The sequence below is a fragment of the Pantoea sp. AS-PWVM4 genome, from assembly GCF_000468095.1.
Lineage (GTDB): Bacteria > Pseudomonadota > Gammaproteobacteria > Enterobacterales > Enterobacteriaceae > Pantoea > Pantoea phytobeneficialis.
The window spans coordinates 104,368-124,856 of the sequence record NZ_ASZC01000021.1 but is presented as its reverse complement, the minus strand read 5'-3'; the positions used below and the strand labels follow the sequence as shown (position 1 = coordinate 124,856).

General features: G+C 55.5%; 19 protein-coding genes and 3 tRNA genes. 10 read left to right on the top strand and 12 right to left on the bottom strand.

What is annotated here, in order from left to right; all coding sequences use genetic code 11:
• The first annotated feature begins 414 nt into the window (after window positions 1–414).
• Window positions 415–1,569, top strand: a complete 1,155-nt coding sequence (locus L579_RS19140) for a mandelate racemase/muconate lactonizing enzyme family protein (protein ID WP_036627499.1) — start codon at window positions 415–417, stop codon at window positions 1,567–1,569.
• Window positions 1,562–2,848, top strand: coding sequence for an MFS transporter (locus L579_RS19135; protein WP_021185819.1), 1,287 nt, complete (start codon window positions 1,562–1,564; stop codon window positions 2,846–2,848). Before L579_RS19140 ends, L579_RS19135 begins: the two co-directional genes overlap by 8 nt.
• Window positions 2,849–2,927: 79 nt before the next feature.
• Here L579_RS19135 and nadR read toward each other — a convergent pair whose 3' ends face one another.
• From nadR to serB, 3 genes are all read right to left on the bottom strand, one after another.
• On the bottom strand, window positions 2,928–4,166 hold the full coding sequence (gene nadR / locus L579_RS19130; RefSeq protein WP_021185818.1) for a multifunctional transcriptional regulator/nicotinamide-nucleotide adenylyltransferase/ribosylnicotinamide kinase NadR: 1,239 nt from the start codon (window positions 4,164–4,166) through the stop codon (window positions 2,928–2,930).
• Between the two features lie 101 nt (window positions 4,167–4,267).
• A complete protein-coding gene (gene radA, locus L579_RS19125) occupies window positions 4,268–5,650 on the bottom strand; it encodes a DNA repair protein RadA (RefSeq protein ID WP_021185817.1) in 1,383 nt (460 codons plus the stop codon).
• A 13-nt stretch (window positions 5,651–5,663) separates the two neighbouring features.
• Window positions 5,664–6,641 (bottom strand): phosphoserine phosphatase, encoded by a 978-nt coding sequence (gene serB / locus L579_RS19120; RefSeq protein WP_021185816.1) that lies wholly within the window; start codon window positions 6,639–6,641, stop codon window positions 5,664–5,666.
• 107 nt (window positions 6,642–6,748) lie between these two features.
• Here serB and L579_RS19115 point away from each other — a divergent pair, with 107 nt between their 5' ends.
• On the top strand, window positions 6,749–7,408 hold the full coding sequence (locus L579_RS19115; RefSeq protein WP_021185815.1) for a YtjB family periplasmic protein: 660 nt from the start codon (window positions 6,749–6,751) through the stop codon (window positions 7,406–7,408).
• Window positions 7,409–7,498: 90 nt separating this feature from the next.
• Here L579_RS19115 and yjjJ read toward each other — a convergent pair whose 3' ends face one another.
• The 4 genes from yjjJ to L579_RS19095 form a co-directional block, all read right to left on the bottom strand.
• Window positions 7,499–8,821 (bottom strand): type II toxin-antitoxin system HipA family toxin YjjJ, encoded by a 1,323-nt coding sequence (gene yjjJ, locus L579_RS19110; RefSeq protein ID WP_021185814.1) that lies wholly within the window; start codon window positions 8,819–8,821, stop codon window positions 7,499–7,501.
• A gap of 105 nt (window positions 8,822–8,926) precedes the next feature.
• Window positions 8,927–9,610: a pyrimidine 5'-nucleotidase gene (gene yjjG, locus L579_RS19105; protein ID WP_021185813.1), complete on the bottom strand. Its 684-nt coding sequence runs from the start codon at window positions 9,608–9,610 to the stop codon at window positions 8,927–8,929.
• Between the two features lie 20 nt (window positions 9,611–9,630).
• A complete protein-coding gene (rimI, locus tag L579_RS19100; RefSeq protein ID WP_036627496.1) occupies window positions 9,631–10,071 on the bottom strand; it encodes a ribosomal protein S18-alanine N-acetyltransferase in 441 nt (146 codons plus the stop codon).
• Window positions 10,043–10,453 (bottom strand): DNA polymerase III subunit psi, encoded by a 411-nt coding sequence (locus L579_RS19095; protein WP_036627493.1) that lies wholly within the window; start codon window positions 10,451–10,453, stop codon window positions 10,043–10,045. Before L579_RS19095 ends, rimI begins: the two co-directional genes overlap by 29 nt.
• Window positions 10,454–10,559: 106 nt before the next feature.
• On the opposite strand from L579_RS19095, the gene rsmC reads away from it, so the two are divergent.
• The 4 genes from rsmC to L579_RS19075 all read left to right on the top strand — a co-directional run bounded on the left by rsmC (window position 10,560) and on the right by L579_RS19075 (window position 12,055).
• Window positions 10,560–11,591, top strand: coding sequence for a 16S rRNA (guanine(1207)-N(2))-methyltransferase RsmC (rsmC, locus tag L579_RS19090; protein WP_021185812.1), 1,032 nt, complete (start codon window positions 10,560–10,562; stop codon window positions 11,589–11,591).
• 142 nt (window positions 11,592–11,733) lie between these two features.
• Window positions 11,734–11,820: transfer RNA gene (locus tag L579_RS19085), tRNA-Leu, on the top strand.
• 32 nt (window positions 11,821–11,852) lie between these two features.
• Window positions 11,853–11,939: transfer RNA gene (locus L579_RS19080), tRNA-Leu, on the top strand.
• 29 nt (window positions 11,940–11,968) lie between these two features.
• Window positions 11,969–12,055: transfer RNA gene (locus L579_RS19075), tRNA-Leu, on the top strand.
• An 84-nt stretch (window positions 12,056–12,139) separates the two neighbouring features.
• Here the strand turns inward: L579_RS19075 and L579_RS19070 are convergent.
• On the bottom strand, window positions 12,140–12,424 hold the full coding sequence (locus L579_RS19070) for a DUF1435 domain-containing protein (RefSeq protein ID WP_021185811.1): 285 nt from the start codon (window positions 12,422–12,424) through the stop codon (window positions 12,140–12,142).
• Between the two features lie 232 nt (window positions 12,425–12,656).
• Here L579_RS19070 and L579_RS19065 point away from each other — a divergent pair, with 232 nt between their 5' ends.
• The 3 genes from L579_RS19065 (at window position 12,657) to L579_RS19055 (ending at window position 15,206) form a co-directional block, all read left to right on the top strand.
• Complete coding sequence (locus L579_RS19065; RefSeq protein WP_021185810.1) at window positions 12,657–13,751, top strand: diguanylate cyclase; 1,095 nt, start codon at window positions 12,657–12,659, stop codon at window positions 13,749–13,751.
• 113 nt (window positions 13,752–13,864) lie between these two features.
• A complete protein-coding gene (fhuF, locus tag L579_RS19060; protein ID WP_021185809.1) occupies window positions 13,865–14,668 on the top strand; it encodes a siderophore-iron reductase FhuF in 804 nt (267 codons plus the stop codon).
• 85 nt (window positions 14,669–14,753) lie between these two features.
• Window positions 14,754–15,206 (top strand): YbaK/EbsC family protein, encoded by a 453-nt coding sequence (locus L579_RS19055; RefSeq protein WP_021185808.1) that lies wholly within the window; start codon window positions 14,754–14,756, stop codon window positions 15,204–15,206.
• Here L579_RS19055 and L579_RS19050 read toward each other — a convergent pair.
• The 4 genes from L579_RS19050 to L579_RS19035 all read right to left on the bottom strand — a co-directional run bounded on the left by L579_RS19050 (window position 15,203) and on the right by L579_RS19035 (window position 20,103).
• Window positions 15,203–16,423 carry an MFS transporter gene (locus L579_RS19050; RefSeq protein WP_021185807.1) on the bottom strand — a complete coding sequence of 407 codons (1,221 nt, stop codon included), beginning with the start codon at window positions 16,421–16,423 and terminating at the stop codon, window positions 15,203–15,205. The genes L579_RS19055 and L579_RS19050 overlap by 4 nt on opposite strands.
• 217 nt (window positions 16,424–16,640) lie before the next feature.
• Window positions 16,641–17,624: a nucleoside hydrolase gene (locus L579_RS19045; RefSeq protein ID WP_036627489.1), complete on the bottom strand. Its 984-nt coding sequence runs from the start codon at window positions 17,622–17,624 to the stop codon at window positions 16,641–16,643.
• 8 nt (window positions 17,625–17,632) lie between these two features.
• On the bottom strand, window positions 17,633–18,655 hold the full coding sequence (locus L579_RS19040) for a LacI family DNA-binding transcriptional regulator (RefSeq protein WP_021185805.1): 1,023 nt from the start codon (window positions 18,653–18,655) through the stop codon (window positions 17,633–17,635).
• A gap of 53 nt (window positions 18,656–18,708) precedes the next feature.
• Complete coding sequence (locus L579_RS19035; RefSeq protein WP_021185804.1) at window positions 18,709–20,103, bottom strand: MFS transporter; 1,395 nt, start codon at window positions 20,101–20,103, stop codon at window positions 18,709–18,711.
• Window positions 20,104–20,489 lie beyond the last annotated feature (386 nt).

The window sequence follows — 20,489 nt, the reverse complement described above, 5'->3', positions numbered from 1 at the left end:
CCCGTAGCGGCACGATTTATCGTGCAGTGATGATATTTGCCCAACCCGTAGCGGCACGATTTATCGTGCAGTGATGATATTTGCCCATCCCGTTGCCACGCGATTTATCGTGCAGTGATGATATTTGCCCAACCCGTAGCGGCACGATTTATCGTGCAATGATGATATTTACCCAACCCGTAGCGGCACGATTTATCGTGCAGTTATGATATTTCCATCATATTTGTGATCCCCTGCACCACGCGCCGTTAATCAGCACAAAAACCCGCCTGAATCCGCTTTCACTCCTGGGCTGTTGCCCGATGTTCCCGTTTTGCCTGCTTTTTATACTCGCTATTGACCCGATGTATCCCTATCCGTCCCGGCATTTTTCATAACTACTCACGCCGGGCGCACCCTTTTGAGGTCTATGGCATGAAGATATCTACGATTGAAGTGATGCGCATCGCGATCCCCTTTGATGCTCATCGACGTCCACCAGCGGAGCAAGAAACCACGTTTAACGCGGCCTCGCCGTCGTTGAGCCGGATGGAAACCCTGCTGGTTAAAGTCACCAGCGACAACGGACTGGTGGGTTGGGGAGAAGCCTTCGGGCATCTGGCTAACCCGGTCACGGAGCAGGCGCTGTGCAGCCTGGTCGCCCCCTTTTTCCTGCAACAGCCACTCCCCGACAGCGAACCGGCAATCGCGTCATTAATGCAGAACGCCGAGCAGGCTCTGCATGCGTTTGGCCGCAGTGGCCCGGTGCGCTACGCCCTTTCCGCTCTTGATATCGCCTTGTGGGATTTGCTCGGCCAGCAGCGCCAGCAACCGCTGTGGCAACTATTGGGGGCTACGCGTCATCAGATCGAGCGCTATGCCAGCCTGGTAAGCTACGCCAATGATCCCGAAGAAGTCGCCACCCAGGTGCAGCGCGCTTATCAGCAGGGATTCCGCACCATGAAGCTGCATGAAACAGCCAGCCCCGCTATCGCTGCTGCCCGTGCTGCACTGCCTGCTGACGCGCAGTTAATGGTGGACGTTAACTGTCCGTGGACGCGTGCGCAGGCGAGCCAGCACGCTTATGAACTGCGTGCGCTGGAGCTGGGCTGGCTGGAGGAGCCGATCTGGCCACCGGATGATTTTGATGGTCTGGCGCAGTTGCGTCGCGTCGGTGTACCGCTGGCCGCCGGTGAAAACGTCGATGGTGATTTCGGTTTCGTCAATCTGCTGGAAAGTGGCGCAGTCGATGTGGTGCAACCCAGCGTCACCAAAGTCGGCGGTATCACTGCCGCCCTGCATGTCTTCGACCTGGCGCAGCAATATCGCGTACGCGTGGTGCCGCACTGCTTCTATTACGGCGCAGGGATGCTGGCTACCGCTCATCTGGTCGCGTTGCTGCCAGACAGCGTCAAAATGGAGATCCCGTGGATCGACTTCGCCGTCGATCTTTACCCCGATCTGCCCCACGACGTGCACTTTACCCTGAGCGATCGTCCTGGCCTCGGTTATCAGCCCGACGAGCAGGTGTTACGCGAGTATCGGATAACCCATCAACGGGTGGATCAACAGGGAGTGCATCATGTTTAAAAATTATCGTGTGGTCATTGCCCTGCTGCTGTTCTGCGCCGGGATGCTCAACTATCTCGATCGCGCCGCACTGTCGGTCATGGCGCCACTGGTGAAAAAAGATCTCGGCATTGATGATGCACAGATGGGCATCCTGTTTAGCTGCTTCTTTATTGGTTATTGCCTGTTTTGTTTTCTTGGCGGCTGGGGGGCTGACCGCTTTGGCCCACGTCGTGTCTATGCCTGGGCGGCTTCGATCTGGTCGCTGTTTTGCGGTGCTACCGCGCTGGTCACCGGCTTTGGTCATCTGTTGATTGTGCGTATGCTGTTTGGTATCGGCGAGGGGCCGATGGGTACCACCACCAACAAATCGATTGCTAACTGGTTCCCGCGCCAGGAAGTTGGCCGGGCAGTCGGTTTTACCAATGCCGGACAGCCGCTGGGTGCAGCCATTGCCGCACCGATTGTTGGTCTGGTTGGGCTGAATTTTGGCTGGCGTATCGCTTTCATCGTGATTGCCGCGCTGGGCTTTATCTGGGTCGCCAGTTGGCTGCTGCTGTTCCGTGATAAGCCAGAGCAGCATCCGCGCGTCAGCCGCGAGGAAAGTCAGCTGATTATGCAGCAACGTCCGGCCAGCCAGAGCGCCAGCACCCCGCAGCAGGATCAGCACTCGCTGTGGCGCTACGTCTTCTCACTGCCGGTGTTAGGCGTCGCCAGTGCCTTTTTCTGCTTCAACTACATCCAGTATTTCTTCCTCTCCTGGCTGCCGAGTTACCTGACCGACTTCCAGCATCTGGATATCAAAAGCATGAGCATCATCGGTATTCTGCCGTGGCTCGGTGCCACCGTTGGTTTTCTTGGTGGTGGCGTGGTGTGCGACATGCTGTTTCGCCGCACGCAGAATTTCCTGCTGTCTCGTAAGCTGGTGATTTTTGTCGGACTGGCCGTCGCCGCGTTATGCGTGCTGCTGACCGCCTGGAGCCAGAGCCTGGCTGCGGCCGTCACCTTGATTACCCTGGCGAGCGTGTTTGCTTATATGACGCCGCAAGCCTGCTGGTCATTGTTGCAGGATATCGTTCCGGCAGGACGAATTGGTACGGCAGGCGGGTTTGTTCATCTGCTGGCGAATCTGGCGGGCATTCTGTCACCGGGGATTACTGGCTTCCTTATCCAGTACGGCGGCGGCTATCACACCGCCTTTGTGTTGGCGAGCGTACTGGCTTTGACGGGAATGCTATTGCTGGCGCTGCTGGTACGGCAGAAAGGGGTTAATACGCTGCGCGCACTGGCGTCGCATTAAGGCGGAAATACGTAGCGGCGTGATTTACACGCGCCAAAAACATTGCGCGATAAATCGCGCCGCTACGCCAGAGGCGTGTTTAACGGGGGACGCCGTTCCCCAGCATCTGTTTAACCAACTCGACACAGCGCAGGAAGCGCGTGTCGTAGTCGTCCTCTTTCACATGGACGAAGTCGATATTGTTCTCACGCAGCATGGTGATCAGCAACGACTGAAACTCGCGTCGATCCACTGAACTGCCCAGGCTACGCAACCCATCCGCCACCCACGGCACGTTATTCTCCAGCAGAATCACCAGGTCGAAACGGTATTCATCAATCAGCGCCTGCACAAACGGATGTTCGCGCCCCTCATACTTGAGGCAAAACGCCTGGGTGGTGATGAAATCGGTATCGATAAAGGCCACTTTGTTGGCGTACTTGACGGCAAAATCGATGTACTGCGCCTGACCGAGGGCGATTTTGTCATAGTCCGAATATTGCAGCGCGATCTCGTCGCCACCAAGGTGAGAGAACACATAATCGCGGCCATATTCCCACGCGCTGGTGGTATTGAAGATGTTCGCCAGCTTATTGACCAGCGTCGATTTCCCGCTCGACTCACCGCCAAGGATCGCCACGGTGCGCACAAAGAACGGCTTGACCTCAGTCGGAATATATTCCCAATAGCGGAACGGATCCTGGCGAATCTGCGCACCGCTGATGCTCATAAAGGATCGATTGGGATCGAGCACCACCGCTTCAATACCGAGGTGCTGCTGATACATCGGCGCATCCGGTGCTTCGCTGGTGTAGACGCAATCCGCTTCAATGCCCTGCTGCGCCAGAAACGCTTTAACGCCTTCACTCCACACATCCCAGCCGTGCGGATAAGGCTCGATGCCTTCTTCGTTGAAGGAGTGGATACGGATGTTTTTCTGGTATTTGAAGGTTTGCAGCAGCCAGCGCAGGCGATCGCTGACTGTCGGCTGCTGCGACATGGCGCTGTTTTCAAATAATTCACGATCGCGCGGATCATCATGTCCCATGATGATATGCAATTCATCAACCTGGCTACAGGCGCGCTGGATCAGATAAATATGACCGGTGTGCAGCGGGTAGAACTTACCGAATATCACGCCGACGGTCTTCTCGCGACGCGGAAACTCCAGACCGAGAAAGCGATGTAACGCTTCCAGTTTAGCGGCGCTGGGGCTTTTGATTTTGGCATTCAGCAACTGGCTTAAATAGCCTTTGGTCATCCCGCTGGCATCCGCCACCTGTTGCAGCGTATGGCCCTGCTGGCGAATGGCGGTTTTCAGGTAGTCAAATGATGACATGATGTGCCTCCTGCATGGAAAGTGCGGCTGGTTGCCCTCACCCGGCCCTCTCCCGCAAGACGGGAGAGGGAGGTGTGCAAAATGTTAGTCAGGCTGAGGCATTACAGCTCGTCCAGAATCGCCAGCGCATCCGCCAGCTTCTTCGCGCTGTAAACCTTCATCCCCTCAATCAGTTTTTTCGGTGCATTGCCTGCGGGCACTATCGCGCGCTTGAAACCATGCTTGGCGGCTTCGGAAATACGTTCCTGACCACTGGGCACCGGGCGAATTTCACCGGCCAACCCGACTTCGCCGAAAATCACCAGATCCTGTGGCAGAGGACGATCGCGCAAGCTGGAGACCATCGCCAGCAGCAACGCGAGGTCGGCACTGGTTTCCGTGACTTTTACGCCACCCACCACGTTGACGAACACGTCCTGATCCGCCATCTGTAATCCACCGTGACGATGCAGCACCGCCAACAGGATCGCCAGGCGATTCTGCTCCAGACCCACCGCCACGCGACGTGGATTGCCCATCATGGAGTGGTCCACCAGCGCCTGAATCTCCACCAGCAGCGGGCGTGTACCTTCCCACACCACCATCACCGAGCTGCCCGAGGTGATTTCATCACCGCGAGACAGAAAGATGGCCGAGGGATTGCTGACTTCACGCATCCCCTGCTCGGTCATAGCGAACACCCCTAACTCGTTCACCGCGCCAAAACGGTTTTTGTGGCTGCGCAGGGTACGGAAACGTGAATCGGCGTCACCATCCAGCAACACGGAACAGTCGATGCAATGCTCCAGCACTTTAGGACCAGCCAGTGAGCCATCTTTGGTGACATGTCCCACCATCACAATCGCCACGCCACGCGTTTTTGCGAAACGCGTCAGATAAGCGGCAGTTTCACGCACCTGCGCTACACTACCCGGCGAAGATTGGATCTCCGCCATATGCATCACCTGGATCGAGTCGATCACCATCAGTTTCGGTTGTTCCTGCTCGGCGATCAGGCAGATCTGTTCGATGCTGGTTTCCGACAGCATATTCAGATTTTCGGTGGGTAATCCCAGACGATGGGCGCGCATGGCCACCTGTTGCAGCGATTCTTCGCCAGTGACGTACAGGGTTTTCATCCCCTCCGCCAGCTTACACATCACCTGCAACAGCAGCGTTGATTTCCCGGCACCGGGGTTGCCGCCAATCAGAATCGCGCTGCCCGGCACCACGCCGCCGCCGAGCACACGGTCAAACTCTTTAAAACTGGTGGAGAAACGCGGCAGGGCCTCAAGGCTGATCTCCGACAGCTTCTGCACCCGGCTGGTACCGGCGCTTCCGGCGTAACCACTCAGGCGCTCGTTGCGCGCAGCGGCTGGCGAGGCGGCAATGCGCACCTCGGTGATGGTATTCCAGGCATGGCAGGCGCTGCATTGCCCCTGCCAGCGCGGATAGTCAGCGCCGCATTCATTACAAACGAAAGCGCGTTTTGCCGCTTTGGCCAAATCCGTTCCTTAATTAACGTTCTTCGTGAATCAGGCTGCCGCTCAGGATGCAGAACACCCCCATCAGGTCAGCGTGACGGATAATGACCTCCGTCTGCTCATTCACTTTGGGTTTAGCATGATAGGCAATACCCAGACCGGCGGTTTTAATCATCGGCAGGTCATTGGCTCCGTCGCCAATCGCCACGGTCTGCTCCGGGGCAATGGCAAAACGCTGCGCCAGGTTATTCAGGGTATCGGCTTTAAATTGTGCATCGACAATCTGGCCCAGCACCTGGCCGGTCAGTTTGCCGTCGCGGATTTCCAGTTCATTAGCCACGGCTGCCGCCAGATGCAAGGTGTCGCGCAGATAGTCAGCGTAATAGGTAAAGCCGCCAGAGGCGATCGCCACCTGCCAACCCAGCGCCTGTAATTTCTGCACCAGCGTGGTCAGGCCCGGCATCAAAGGCAGCGTATCACGTACCTGCTTCAGGATATTGGCATCGGCACCGGCCAGCGTGCCGACTCGTTCGCGCAGGCTGGCTTTGAAATCCAGTTCGCCACGCATCGCGCGTTCGGTCACTTCCGCCACGCGTTCGCCGCTGCCCGCCAGTTTGGCGATTTCATCAATACATTCGATCTGAATCGCCGTGGAGTCCATATCCATCACCAGTAAACCCGGGGTTTTCAGGTGGGGAATTTTGCCAAGCGGTGCCACATCAAAACCGGCATCATGCGCCAGTTTGGTCGCTCGCGGCGTCAGAGAGCCAGCCAGACGAATCACCTGGTACTCATCAACATTCCAGGCGCTGACGATCACCATCGCTGCGCCCAGCTGATGCTGATAGTCAGTCAGCTTTTGTTTATCAAGCCCGCGCCCATACAGCAGCCAGCCAGTCCGACCAGCACGGTAATCCAGCGGCATCACTTCATCACCGCTGAGGGAAAGGGGTAGACCCGGCCAAAGGGATACATCGGCGGGCAGATCGCACCAGGTAAGACGATTTGGCATTACAGCTCCTGTAGGGACAACAAAACCACGCAAGAGGCTACCTTGTCTGCGCGGGTTCTGGCAACATAATTGCCAGCCTTTCTGCTGTTATGTCACACGGGTTTCTGATGGTTAAAACCGCACTGAAATTTCGCCTGCACCGCACGGTGATTGTTCTTATCTCGCTGGCCCTGTTAGTGGTGCTGATGCAGGGAGCATCCTGGTTTAGTCTCGGGCACCAAATGGCGCGCTCCGAACAGGTGGAGGAGCTGGCCCGCACCCTGACCAAACAGGTGGCATTCAGCCTGCAACCCTTGATGGATAACAGCGATGATAATCGCGCGCAAATTGAAGCGGTGCTGAATCAGCTCACGGACAACAGCCGCATCCTGGATGCTTCTGTTTATGCTGATGATGGCAGCCTGGTGGCACACAGCGGCGAAAGCATCGATGTGCGCGACCGCCTCGCCCTCGATGGCAAACGCGCCGGTAGCTATTTCAATCATCAGATTGTGCAGCCGCTCAACGGTAAAGACGGCCCGCTGGGTTTTCTGCGTATCACGCTGGACACCCACGTACTGGTCACCGAATCGCGCCAGGTAGATAACACCACCAACATTCTGCGTCTGATGATGCTGCTGGCGCTGGCGATTGGCATCATCCTGACCCGTACCCTGCTGCGCGACCGCCGCACCCGCTGGCAGCAGTCGCCGTTCCTGCTCACCGCCAGTACACCGGTGAAAGAGGATAAAGAAGAAGAGGCGGAAGCGGAAAACAGTAAGCCGTAGCGGTGCGATTTATCGCGCATTTCTGTGCTTGCTGTCAGTCACACCCGCGCGATAAATCGCGCCGCTACGAATTTTTGCAGATTTACCAGTTCAGGCCATTTTGTCCAGCGTCAGGTCCAGCGCAGCCAGTTGCTGCTGTGCCTGGCGCGCAATCAGCCGGAACCCTTCACTAAACGCCCCTTCTGCTGCAATGGTCTGCCAATAGCTTTTCGCCATTGCGCTGGCCATCCGCCACACCTCACCGGAAAGCGAAAAGTCGAGGGTTAAATTCACCTCGTCACGCATATGACCGAGCGAGTTCGGTGCCAACGCCATCGGTAGCATGTCGTAGGCCGGGGTCAGTTGCAGCTGTTCCCCGTCGGTATAAAACGACAGGTTCCCGGCGTGCATATCGCTGTTGGCGATCAGGCGACCAAAGGCCCATTGCAGCGTCCCACGCTGCTTTGATGCTTCATCCAGCCGTTGCTGGCGCGCCAGTTCGCGCAACGCATCCGGCCAGTGCTGCTGTCGCCCTAAAAATTCCGCGCTGACCGCTTCCAGCGAACACATCCCACGCCGTCCTCGTTCGCCTTCACGATCGAAGCGCTCAACTTCGAGGAACAACTGGCCGCCTTGTTCAATAATCTGGCTACGTGCTGCCGCCAGCCCTGCCTCGGCCAATTGCCGCAGTGCCAGATGTTCCGCCCGCAGTAAATCACGCCAGCGCTGGCTGTTTTCGCTCTGACGCGGCACCGTGAATTTGACCAGGCAGTGATGTTCGCCGTGGGCGGTTTCGGCATAACACAGGAACTTTGGCTGCTCACCCGCCGCCGATGACCCCACCTCATCACCGTTCAGCACCTGCTGTGCCAGTTGCGGATAGCGCATAATTTTTTGCCCGGCGCTCAGCAGCACGGGGGCAGATTGCTGCAACCAACGCTGATACGCCGTTGCACCGAGCAGGCAGTTGCCCGGCATGTCCATGCCCGTTACCGTCAATGCCATCAGGCACTGCTCATCGCTCCAGACACGGAGATCCTCGGTTAACCCGAGTGCATGCGCATTCTCTCTTCCCCACAGCCGTCCGAGAAACCCCTGGGGACGCATATCGCTGAGGAACCACGGCAATCCATCGTAGAACGTCCCGTTCTCCTGTTCATCCAGATGCAAACAACTGCCCTGCGGCCAGGTACGTACCAGCCAGCCTGCTTGTACCGTCTGACCCGACGGCAGCACCCGATAAAGAGGAAAACGGCTTTCACCGCGCAACGGGCGCAGCAGAGCATAGCGCGTGGCGCGGGCTTTGCCCCAACGCACGACCTGATCCTGTTGACGTAACTGGCGCGAAAGCGTCGCCTGGCTGATGCCAAGACGGCGCAACAGCTCAGCCGCACCTAATGGGCCATCCAACAGCTGTGTCGTGATATCCGCCATCGCGCCCTCGTTGATGAATAGATTTATGAATAGATTCTAGCATGAAAAAAGGCCCGCTCAGCGGGCCTTCAGACGCATAATCATCTCAATGATGAATAGATACTTTTAACGCTGCGTCAGTAAGTTTTCCAACTCAGACAGCGATGTGACCTGCCAGTCCGGGATGATGTGCTCAGGCAACGGACGCGTACCGTGATCGAACCAGCAGGTTTTCAATCCGGCATTGATGCCGCCGAGGATATCCGATTCCGGTGTATCCCCCACCATCAATACCCGTTCACGCGCCGGGTTGCCGAGCAGCGCCAGCGTGTGATCAAAGATGGCACGATCGGGCTTGGGTACGCCGACCTGCTCCGAAATCACCAGCGCATCAAAATAATCACGGAAGCCGGTGCGTTCGAGACGCGCCTGCTGCAACGCGGTAAAGCCGTTGGTAATGATGGCGATCTTCACCTTGCCGTGCAGCGCGTCAAGCAAACGGGCCGCCCCCGGCAAAGGCAGGCAGATTTCCGCCATTGCGTTCAGAAAGCCGCTGTTGAGCACTTCCGGGGCCACGCTGAGTTTTTCGCCCCAACCAGTGAAGCGGCGTGTCTGTAGCTGCAACGCCGAAATCGCTCCGTTCTGATAATCGACCCACAGCGGTTTGTTGATCGCCTGGTAATCGGCGTAATCCTGATCGGTGAATTGCACGTCATAACCGGCAAACATGCGTTGCAAACCGGCATAGGCGTCGAAGTGAAATAGCGTGTCATCCGCATCAAAAATAATGCAGTCCCAGTCGTTTAACATAGATCTCCTCAGCCAAAACGCTACAGCGTCAATGCCATGATAATGGCGTCTTCTCTTCCGCTGGCAGTGGGGTAGTAATTGGGGCGGCGGCTTACCTGGTGAAACTCCAGCTGTTCATACAGCGCTATCGCCGCCAGATTGGAGGCACGAACTTCCAGCCACAGCGTCATGACCTCGCGCTTTTCCAGCTCAGCAATCAGATGCTGCAATAACTGGCGGGCATAGCCACGGCGTTGAAAATCAGGATCGACAGCGATATTGAACAGCGAAGCTTCATCCAGCACCACCTGGGTGATGGCAAAACCGACCAGACGGCCTTCCGCCTCAATGCGAAAATTTAAAAAACGTTCACCCTGATTGCTGGCAAACGTCTGTTCGCTCCAGGGAAACGCATGGCTGCGGCGCTCAATCGCCAGCAGCTGTGGTTGGTCTTCAGGGGTGACTAAAGAGATGGCTGTCATGGTTACACATCTGTTGCCAGAGGGCGCGTTTCGCCGCACCGCTACTGATTAATTCATTGAAAGCGGCGGTCGCAAAAGTGACGCCATTAAAAGGATGCGAGCTCTCGACACCCAGCAACCAGCCGGCACAATCCACCTGTTCCGGTAGCATCTGGAGCTGTTCTGGCGTGAGCGTCATTACCTGCGCGGGTTGCAGGTTTAGGGTACGCAACACATCGCGAACCAACGGCTCATGCAACGCCGGAGCGTGTTCCGCCACCAAGACCAGACGAGTCTCTGGCGTAAGCCGAACGGCAATCTCTCCCTGCAACACGCGTGGACGCCGCAGTTGATACTGCGTAATCCCCATTTGCTGTAAAAGCCAGTCGCGCCTTGATGTCATGCTGTTACCCGTTGTGCTGCCAGAATGCGACGCTATGCTAGCAAACCCATCGAACATGCGCCAACAAAGCACTATAATCCCCGCTCTGATTTAACAGGAGCCATCCATGTCTGCTTTTACCCCGGCCAGTGAAGTGATTCTGCGCCACAGTGATGAATTTACCGCCCGCCATGTTTTGTTTGCTGGCGATTTGCAGGATGACCTGCCCGCTCAGCTGGAAACCGCGTCAACACGCGTGCATACCCAGCAATATCATCACTGGCAGAACCTTAGCCGCCGCCTCGCGGAGCGCGCGGTCTATGGCCTGGTCGCAAGTGCGGCGGATGTGGCAGGCTGCGATACCCTGGTTTACTTCTGGCCGAAGAATAAACCGGAAGCGCAGTTCCAACTGCAAAACCTGCTCTCGCTGATGCCGGTTGGTAGCGATATTTTTGTCGTCGGCGAAAACCGTAGCGGTGTCCGTAGCGCGGAAGGCATGGTGGAGTCGTGGGCCAAACTGGAAAAGATCGACAGCGCACGTCGCTGCGGCCTGTACCACGGGCAACTGGAACAGCAGCCCGGCTTCGATGCCGATGCCTTCAACGACAGTTATATGCTGGATGGCCTGACCATTCACACCCAGCCTGGCGTATTCAGCCGTGACGGCCTTGATGCCGGAAGCGCGCTGCTGCTCTCGACGCTGACGCCGCACACCAAAGGTAAGGTGCTGGATATTGGCTGTGGCAGTGGCGTACTGGCAACCGTGCTGGCGCAACATTCGCCGAAAGTCCGTCTGTGGCTGTGTGATGTGCATGCCGCCGCAGTAGCAGCAAGTAAAGCCACGCTGGCGGCTAATGGCCTTGAAGGTGAAGTCTTTGCCAGCAACGTCTTCTCCGATGTCACCGGTCGTTTTGACCTGATCATCTCCAACCCGCCGTTCCATGATGGCCTGCAAACCAGCCTCGATGCGGCACATACGCTGATTCGTGGCGCGGCAAAACATCTCAACAGTGGCGGCGAACTGCGTATCGTCGCCAACGCCTTCCTGCCCTATCCGCAGGTGCTGGATGAGACTTTCGGAAACCATGAAGTGCTGGCGCAAACCGGACGCTTTAAAGTTTACCGTGCAGTTTACGGCCGCGGCGCGAAAGCACGTTAATTCAGCGATGTTGCTGACGCGGCGGCAGAAACGTTGCTTTTTCCAGCAATCGTTTCACCGCCGCGAAATATGTGTTGACGCATTGAGTAAAATCTCTAAAATGCGCCTCCGTGGTTAGCAATACTTAAGGTATTGCAGGTACGCGAAGGTGGCGGAATTGGTAGACGCGCTAGCTTCAGGTGTTAGTGTCCTTACGGACGTGAGGGTTCAAGTCCCTCTCTTCGCACCAAAAACCACGTAGTTCATATCGCACTGCACAATGCGAAGGTGGCGGAATTGGTAGACGCGCTAGCTTCAGGTGTTAGTGTTCTTACGGACGTGAGGGTTCAAGTCCCTCTCTTCGCACCAATGCGGTGATATGAACAGACAACTACGATGCGAAGGTGGCGGAATTGGTAGACGCGCTAGCTTCAGGTGTTAGTGTCCTTACGGACGTGAGGGTTCAAGTCCCTCTCTTCGCACCAACGTTGTCATCCTTCCCGGTTATCTCATCCATCATGTTTACAGCTTCTGCTCACGCTTATGCGTGATTTTGTCATTTCTGTCATTCAGATCAGATGAAAATTCACTGACACCGCCGCTAATCCGCCCGCCAGCGCCAGGCAGGAAGGCAACAGCAGATAATGACGCAGACGATGATGAAACAACATCACTATTGTCAGCAGCAACGCCACAATCATCACTAACCGCCACTGGCTGAAACTGGGTTCCCATAGTGCGAAGACCGGCATCGCCGCACAGGGCAACAGCACACCCCAGCCGCTATCCAGGCGTTTACCCATAATCCAGCTCACACCCCATAAGCCGCAGGCAGCCAACATCGCCATGATCATCGCGCAACCCTCAAATGATAAGTATTCGTATTATCATATGATAATATTTCTCATTGTGCAGCGGATTTTTTTTATCGAAAAAGCCCTGCGGATGACAGTACTACTGGAAAATGCTAAATTGCCGCCGATAACTATTTTGATAACACAGCAATAATGTGCTCATTACCCTGGCAGGGAGAATATTCCGGCCGGGTAGCGCTTTGATATTTCAGGGCTGTTACGAGTAATAATAATGAAATTACAATCTTACGATGAATTGAAACACAGCAAATATCGGCTCTCACTGATGCTTTTTCTGTTTTTGAATGTCGCTGTTTCACTATTTTCTTTGTTACCATTTTTAGGGGAGGCATCCAGCATCCACTCACTGCCAGCAGTACTGGTGGCAGGCTTTAGCATCTCTTTACTTACACTTTGTTTAATCAGCCCAAAACTAAAATTACCGCTATTAAATCCTGTGGCATTGTTATTTGGTGCATTATGGGCATGGCACATAAACCACAAATACCATCTGGTTTTCTATTTTGATGGTAGTTTTTTAATAATCAGTCTGTTGAGCGTATTTTTTGTCAGTGCCATTGCGCTAAGTGATTATTTAGTTGCTTTCTGTTTACACATCACGCCGCCGGTATTCACTGTTTTACTGCTGGATGATGGTCAGCATTTAATGATGATTTTGTTTACCATCACCTTGCCGTTGATTGGTTTTTCATTACACCATCTGATGCGTCGCCGCTTCGATCATTTCACCCGCCGTCTGGTGCGGCAGCTATATGAAGAGAAAGAGAGTTTCAGCGACTTAAGCATGCTGGACCCGTTAACCGGTTTGTATAACCGCCGGGGGCTGAAAAACCGTCTGGATACCATTCTGGAAAATCACGCAGGCAGCCACTTCGTCTTACTGCTGGATATCGACCATTTCAAGGCCTACAACGACAACTACGGCCATGCGATGGGCGATCAGGCATTGGCACGGGTTTCGGTCGCCATTCGCGATGCCGTACGCTCGCGCGATGTGGTGACACGGTACGGCGGTGAAGAGTTTCTGGTACTGATGACGAACGTTAACGCCTCAATTGCCATGAAACTGGCCGAGCGCATTCGCCAGTACGTGGTCGATCTGGAAATTCCCCATCGCTTTAATGAGAAGGTTTCGACCCACGTCACCATCAGTGCAGGTATCGCCCCGATTTTTGATGATGATTTTGATCAGGCGGTCGCGAATGCTGACCGTGCCCTGTATGTGGCGAAAAATCAGGGACGTAATACCATCCTGGCGTGGGATGATTTACCCAAAGCGCCGCTGGATACTAAAGATCTCGCCTGAAACGTTGGATTCACGGGTGCCATGACGGTGAATCCAACGCCGGGTTGTCTTGTGAGCTGAAGCGGGAACGATTATCATTTGTTTTTCGCTTCCCGTTTTCATTCAGGACCGGCATGGCTACTATCACCCGTCAGGATCATCGCTTCAGCGAACATCCACTGATCTTTATCCAAAGCGACCGCACGCTGGCGAGCGCACTGGAAGATCTGATGCGTGAACAGCGTAGCTACATGCTGGAAACAATCCACCTCGGCCAGCCTGCGCCATCAGGCACCTTAACACTTGCCGAATGGTCCCAGCCCCAGCATTACCGCCGCCTCACCCAGCGCTACAGCGATTATTTGTATCGCAATCATCCTGATGTCCCGCATGAGGCGAAGCCCCTCCAGTCGCTCTGGGCGCAATGGTATTTCGGCCTGTTGCTGTCACCGTTGATGCTGGCACTGCTGCTGGAACCACGCGCGCTTAACTGCGCTCCCCATCTGATTCACGTTGAATTCCATGAAAATGGCCATCCCTGCGCTTTCTGGATTGATGTGCAGGAGGATGAGGATGCTCGTTACCTCAACGCCCAGCAGCGTCTCGATCGCCTGATCCAGCACTACCTGATTCCAGCCGTAAATGGCATGGCACAGCACGGTGATATCAACGCCAAACTGATCTGGAACAACATGGGATTCTCCTTCTGGTGGTTCCTTGGAGAGTTAAAAACGCTGTTGCCCGCAGATGTGGTGTCACAGCTGGAGCAGGCGTTGTTTTTCAGCCGTACCCTGCTGGATGGCAGCGATAACCCGCTTTACCGCACCATGATCCCACGCAATGGCGTGATGGAACGCCGTAGTTGCTGCCAGCGTTACCGCATTCCCGACGTTGAACGCTGTGGTAACTGCACATTAACAGCGGTGTGTGCTCAGTAAATTCTGTTACAGATTCTCCTGCATTCTCGTTTACAGTTGAGAGGGCTTATGGCAGTTTTAGCGCTTGATTTTGCCGGAGAAAAAAATGAGCCTGGAGTCGGTACGGCACTTCTTTGCCGAACATGCACCGGATGTCGATATCATCGAGATGCCGGACGCTGAACTGGCCCTACGCCTGCATGACGTGGAGCCAGGACAACTCGCTAAAACCCTGTCTTTTAAAGTAAAAGATAAAATCGTGCTGATTGTCACGCGCGGTGATGCGCGTCTTGATAATGACAAATTAAAAGCAACACTTGGCAGGAAAGTACGTATGTTGTGCGTCGATGAGGTGGTGAATCTGACAGGCCATCCCGCCCGCGCAGTCAGCCCATTCGGCCTGGAAAATCCGCTAACCGTCTATTGCGATGTCTCATTACGTAGCTACGATGAGGTGCTGCCTGCGGCGGGTTCAATTTACAATGCGGTGCGCATTTCGCCGCAGCGTATGGCGGATCTCACTGCGGCAAAATGGATTGACGTCTGCGAGTCGTTTTAATGCGACTCGCGCGCCACGGCACCGGATATTTCAATGCCACGCGTTTCCCGTCCAAATGCGACAAACACGCATATCAACACCGCCACCGTCCCGGCAACAATCGCCATCCCTAAGCCATAGTTACCGCCGTGTGCCTCCGCAATACGCGATTGTAAGGTGGCGTTAACCGAGGCAATCAGGTTCCCCAACTGGTACACAAAACCCGGCAGCACCGCACGCGCATTGGCAGGCACCAGCTCGGTGAGATAGGTCGGTACCACACCCCATGCGCCCTGCACCATAAACTGCATCAGAAACGCACCGATGCCAATCATCCAGGAACCGCTGGAAAACGCCCACAACGGCAGCACCGGCAGCGCCAGAAACGACGCCAGCATAATGGCTTTCTTACGCCCGATACGCTCCGACAGCGAACCGAAAAAGATACCGCCCAGCATCGCCGCGATATTGTAGCTAATCGCAATAATGCTTACGGTGTGCGGATCAAACTGGTGTTGTACCTTCAGGAAGGTGGGATAGAGATCCTGGGTACCGTGGCTGAAGAAGTTGAAGCAGGCCATCAACAGCACCATGTAAATACAGATTTTCCAGTGCTGGCGAATAATCGGCAGCAAGGCGGTACTCTCTTTACGCTGGCGCGCCGCCAGCCACACCGGGGATTCCGGCACCTTGAAATAGATAAAGGGCAGCAACAAAATCGGCAGCGCACCAATCATAAACATTCCGCGCCAGCCCACGCTCTCGAAGAACAAACCGAAGATGATCGACGCCAGCAGGTAGCCACAGGGATAACCCGCCTGGAAAATTCCGGACATCAAACCCCGTGAGCGATCCGGGATGGTTTCCATCGCCAGCGACGAGGCCACGCCCCAGATGCCCCCCATTGCCACGCCGTAAATCACGCGGAACGTCAGGAAAGCAGCAAAGTTCGGTGACCAGGCTGACAGCAGCTCAAACAGCGAGAACAGCACAATATTGAGCATCAGAATCGGGCGACGCCCATATTTTTCCGCGAGACGACCAAACAGCAGCGCACCAATTGGCCGCACTGCCAGCGTGAGCATAATCGCGATAGAAACATCAGAAACGCTGGTGTGGAAATACTGGGCAAGATCGCTGAGTACAAACACCAGAATAAAGAAGTCGAACGCATCCAGCGTCCAGCTGGCGAAACTGGCAAAAGCCACATTTCGCTGCGTCGCAGTCCAGTTAAACATAGGGGGTATCCTGTCTGACAGCGCCCGGATCGTTGGCCGGACATTCTTGTGAACGTTACCGTGCGAATGATTGCATCGGTTACTATTTTGTTAACTATTTGTATATAGCATGTCAGAAAGGCAGGCTGTGACGCGGAATTGTCAGCGAGTGCGTCCCGGTGTAAGGAAGCATGTCAGGTGAAATACGGTCATCGCCAGCACGATGACCGGGCTTTTTTTAGTTGTTCAGGCCGTTAAATGCCTGCTCGATGATGTCCAGCAACAAGGGGTTATCGACGCTGTGCAGGACATGTACCAGCGCGCCGGCATCGTGCGGAATGCCCACATCCAGACGCAGCGGCGTGCGATAACGCCAACTTTTACCCCGCGTGGCACCAGGCCGTAATTCCACATCGACATGATAATCCATGCCGTCGGCGACACGTTGATTCAACAGCCAGGCGACCACCAAAGCATCGTGGATCCAACAGCCCGGCAAATGGCGGGTACGGATGGAGTAATCAATCCACGGTCGCAGCGTTTCCCGGACAAACTGGGTGAGTGTATGTTGATGGTGGGTAAGACGGCTGAGATCCTGATGCGTCAGCAACGTTTGCGTGGTGACATCCATTGGCACCAGCGTCACCGTCGCCCCGCTGTGCAGCACCTGATGCGCCGCTTCCGGGTCGAGGCCAAAATTGGTGTCTTTGATATAATCGTCCAGCGCAAATACGCCGCCCATGATGACAATCTCCGCCACCGCTTCCGCCATCTGCGGATAACGTTGTAGCGCCTGTGCCACATTGGTAAGTGGACCGATCGCCACCAGGGTAAACTCGCCCGGATTGTCACAAATCAGCTGGCCCATCACGCCTGCGGCATCATTGCCATCGGCTGGCAGCAGCTGTGGCTGACGTACGCCGCGCCACAGTTCGGCCAGTTTTTTGTCCTCGACACCATCAAGACGCGCGCGCCACGGTGCCGGGTCTTCGCGTAATGCCTGCTGGGCACCCTGCACCACCGGAATATTCAGGCCCAGTCGCTGCAACAGATCCTTCACCACCTGGGTTCCCACCGCACAAGGGGTATTACCGGTGACGGTGGTGATCAATTCCACTGACAAAGCAGGTGACGCCAGCGCTAAGGCTAAAGCCAACCCATCGTCGGTGTTTGCACCGGCAATGCCATTCCCCGGATCACAATCAATAATCAATCTTTTCATGGTGTTATTTATTTTCGGCTGGTTAGTTGGCAACCACAGGACTCACCGATCTCCAGATGGTGAGGAAATTCCGCCAGCTCCGCCTCGCCATCCCAGTTTTTCAGCATGGCAATTGCGCGCTGCGCCATTTCACGCAGCGGCTGGCGTACTGTTGTCAGCGTCGGCACATGAAAGGCCGACTGCTCAGTACCGTTAAAACAGACCAACGCAACATCGTGCGGCACGCGTAAGCCAGATTCAGCAAAGGCACGAATGCAGCCAATCGCCTGCCCTTCATTGCTGGCAAAAAGCGCACGCGGCACCCGGTTGCTGTTAATCATCCGCCATGCGGCATCGTAGCCGCCCTGTCGCGTATAACTGGCGGGGAAGATCAACGCCTCATCCACCTGCAAGCCATACTCGGCCTGCGCATCACGCCAGCCCTGAATACGATCCTGCGTATTCAACATTTCCAGTGGACCACTGATCATCCCAACTTGCTGATAACCGTGACTGAGCAGATGCGCTGTCACCTGACGTGCCGCTTCGCGTTCATTCACCCGCAGCATGCTGACGCCGGGTTGTGGCTCAACGCGATCGAGCATGACAAACGGTGTCCCACTGGCTTTGATCACATCGATATAAGGGTGGCGATCGACGCTGTTATAAAACAGGCCGTCGACCTGACGATTCAGCAGTCCCTGAATCAACTCCAGCTCGCGCTGACGATCATCACCAGCATCGCCCAGCAACATGACGTGCCCGTGGTTTAGCGACTCCTGTAACAACAGATGCGCCATCGATGCGACAAACGGGTTGGCAATATTGGGCACAATCAAGCCAAAGGTTTTGGTGCTGCCCGATGCCAGCGCACGCGCCACGGCATTTGGCCGGTAGCCGGTTTGTTTGATCGCCTCCAGCACCCGCTGACGTGTAGCTTCTGCCACCGGGCGAGGTCCGTTGTTGATGACGTAACTCACCACCGCCACAGAGGTGCCTGCGGCTTTGGCGACGTCACTACGCGTGACATTTCCGGACGACGATTTAGCCAATACTTTTACCTCGAATTCTGTTCCTGGCACCCAACCGTAGCGGCAGATGCACGTCAGATCGCATCATCCGGCAGATTGAGGTCACGCCCGCGCGTCTCCGGTGCCACAAAGGTGGTCAGAAACCCAATGGTTGCCATGGCGCTAAAGTAGATAGCAATCGCCCACCAGTGGCCGGTAAACGACAGCAGCGCCGCAGCCACCAATGGCGCAGTGCCTCCTGAAAGGATAGACCCCAGCTCTTTTGCCACCGCCATTTTGGTGTAACGATGCTTCACACCGAACAACTCAACGCCCCACGCCGCCTGTACGCCAAAGATACCGAGTGACGCCAGCGCCATCCCCACCACCATCACCGGAATAACAATGGCCGGGTCACGGCTATCGAGCAGGTGGAACGCAGGCCAGGCGTAGAACATCAGCAGCAGACAGAAACCACGGTAGGTAATGCGGCGGCCAAAGCGGTCAGAGAGCCAGCCGGCCAAAGGAATGATCAGGAAACCCAGAATCGAGGCGATAAACACCGCAGTGGTGGGCACCGATTTGTCCACCATCAGCACTTTCGCCACATAACCCACGATAAAACCTTGCGCCAGATACGATGGTCCATTTTCGCCAATACGCAGGCCAACCATGGTCCAGAAGGCACGGCTACGCTGCCAGAAACTGCGGGTATCGGTGGGTGCGGCATGGGTGGCGAGGCTCGCGTCACGTTCCGCTTTCAGCTCCGCCTGCTGGCGTTCGAATACCGGGGTTTCGCGCAGATGGCGACGAAGCCACAACGCCACCAGCGCAATCAGCACGCTACTGAGGAACGGAATGCGCCAGCCCCAGGCGAGCAGGCTTTGCTGGTCCATCTGCACCACCGCCAGCCAGACCAGTGACGCGATCAACGTACCGCTGTTGGAACCGAGCGCAATCACCGACGAGACCAGGCCACGACGTTGCACCGGTGCATACTCGCCCAGCATCACCGTACCGCCAGACAACTCAGCCCCCGCCCCTAACCCCTGGGTAAAGCGCAACAGGACCAGGCAGGCGGGTGCCCACATACCAATGCTGGCGTATGAGGGGATTAAACCAATCAGCGTGGTAGAGGCCCCCATCAAAATGATGGTGGTGATCATCACCACCTTGCGGCCTTTACGATCGCCAATCCAGCCGAACAGGAGCGCGCCAATCGGACGGGCAATAAACCCAACCGACCAGGTGGCAAAACTGGAGAGCAGCGCCATCGTCGGACTGGCTTCGGGGAAGAATACATCGCCAAAAATGATGCCGGCAGCAAGGCCATAGAGCGCGAAATCCGCATACTCCATTGCCGTACCCAACCAGCAGGATAAGGTGGCGCGCCAGAAATCTTTGCGGCCAGAGGAAGTTTCGAGCCGCGCATCGGCGGCCGAAGAAGAAGACAGTGCGCGTTGTTGCGAAACGGAGTGATGTACCGTCATAACCATTTCCCTGATAGATGAGGATCGAGCAAACGCCCTTCCGTGGTCTGGTTCCCTTGCAACAAGCGGAACGCCCCGGTGGCGACGTTTAGTGGGCAAACCTGGATGCAAGGTCAATAAAGGATTCCCTGGTGTTGGAATTCTCTGATTTGCCAGACTTCGCCGATGTTTTTTTCACCGATCGCATTAACAAGGCAAATGTAACTTCGTCATCTCAAGGCCAACTTCGTCTTTGGCACCGTGAGCTATCACTGTGTAATCAGTCTATCTACGCGCGTAGATAAATCAAGTGATTTCAGTAAAAACAATTAATTTATCTTTACTATTTCTCAGGAATTATCGATAAAAATGGCGTCAATTCATGACATTACAATGCAATGCGAGCG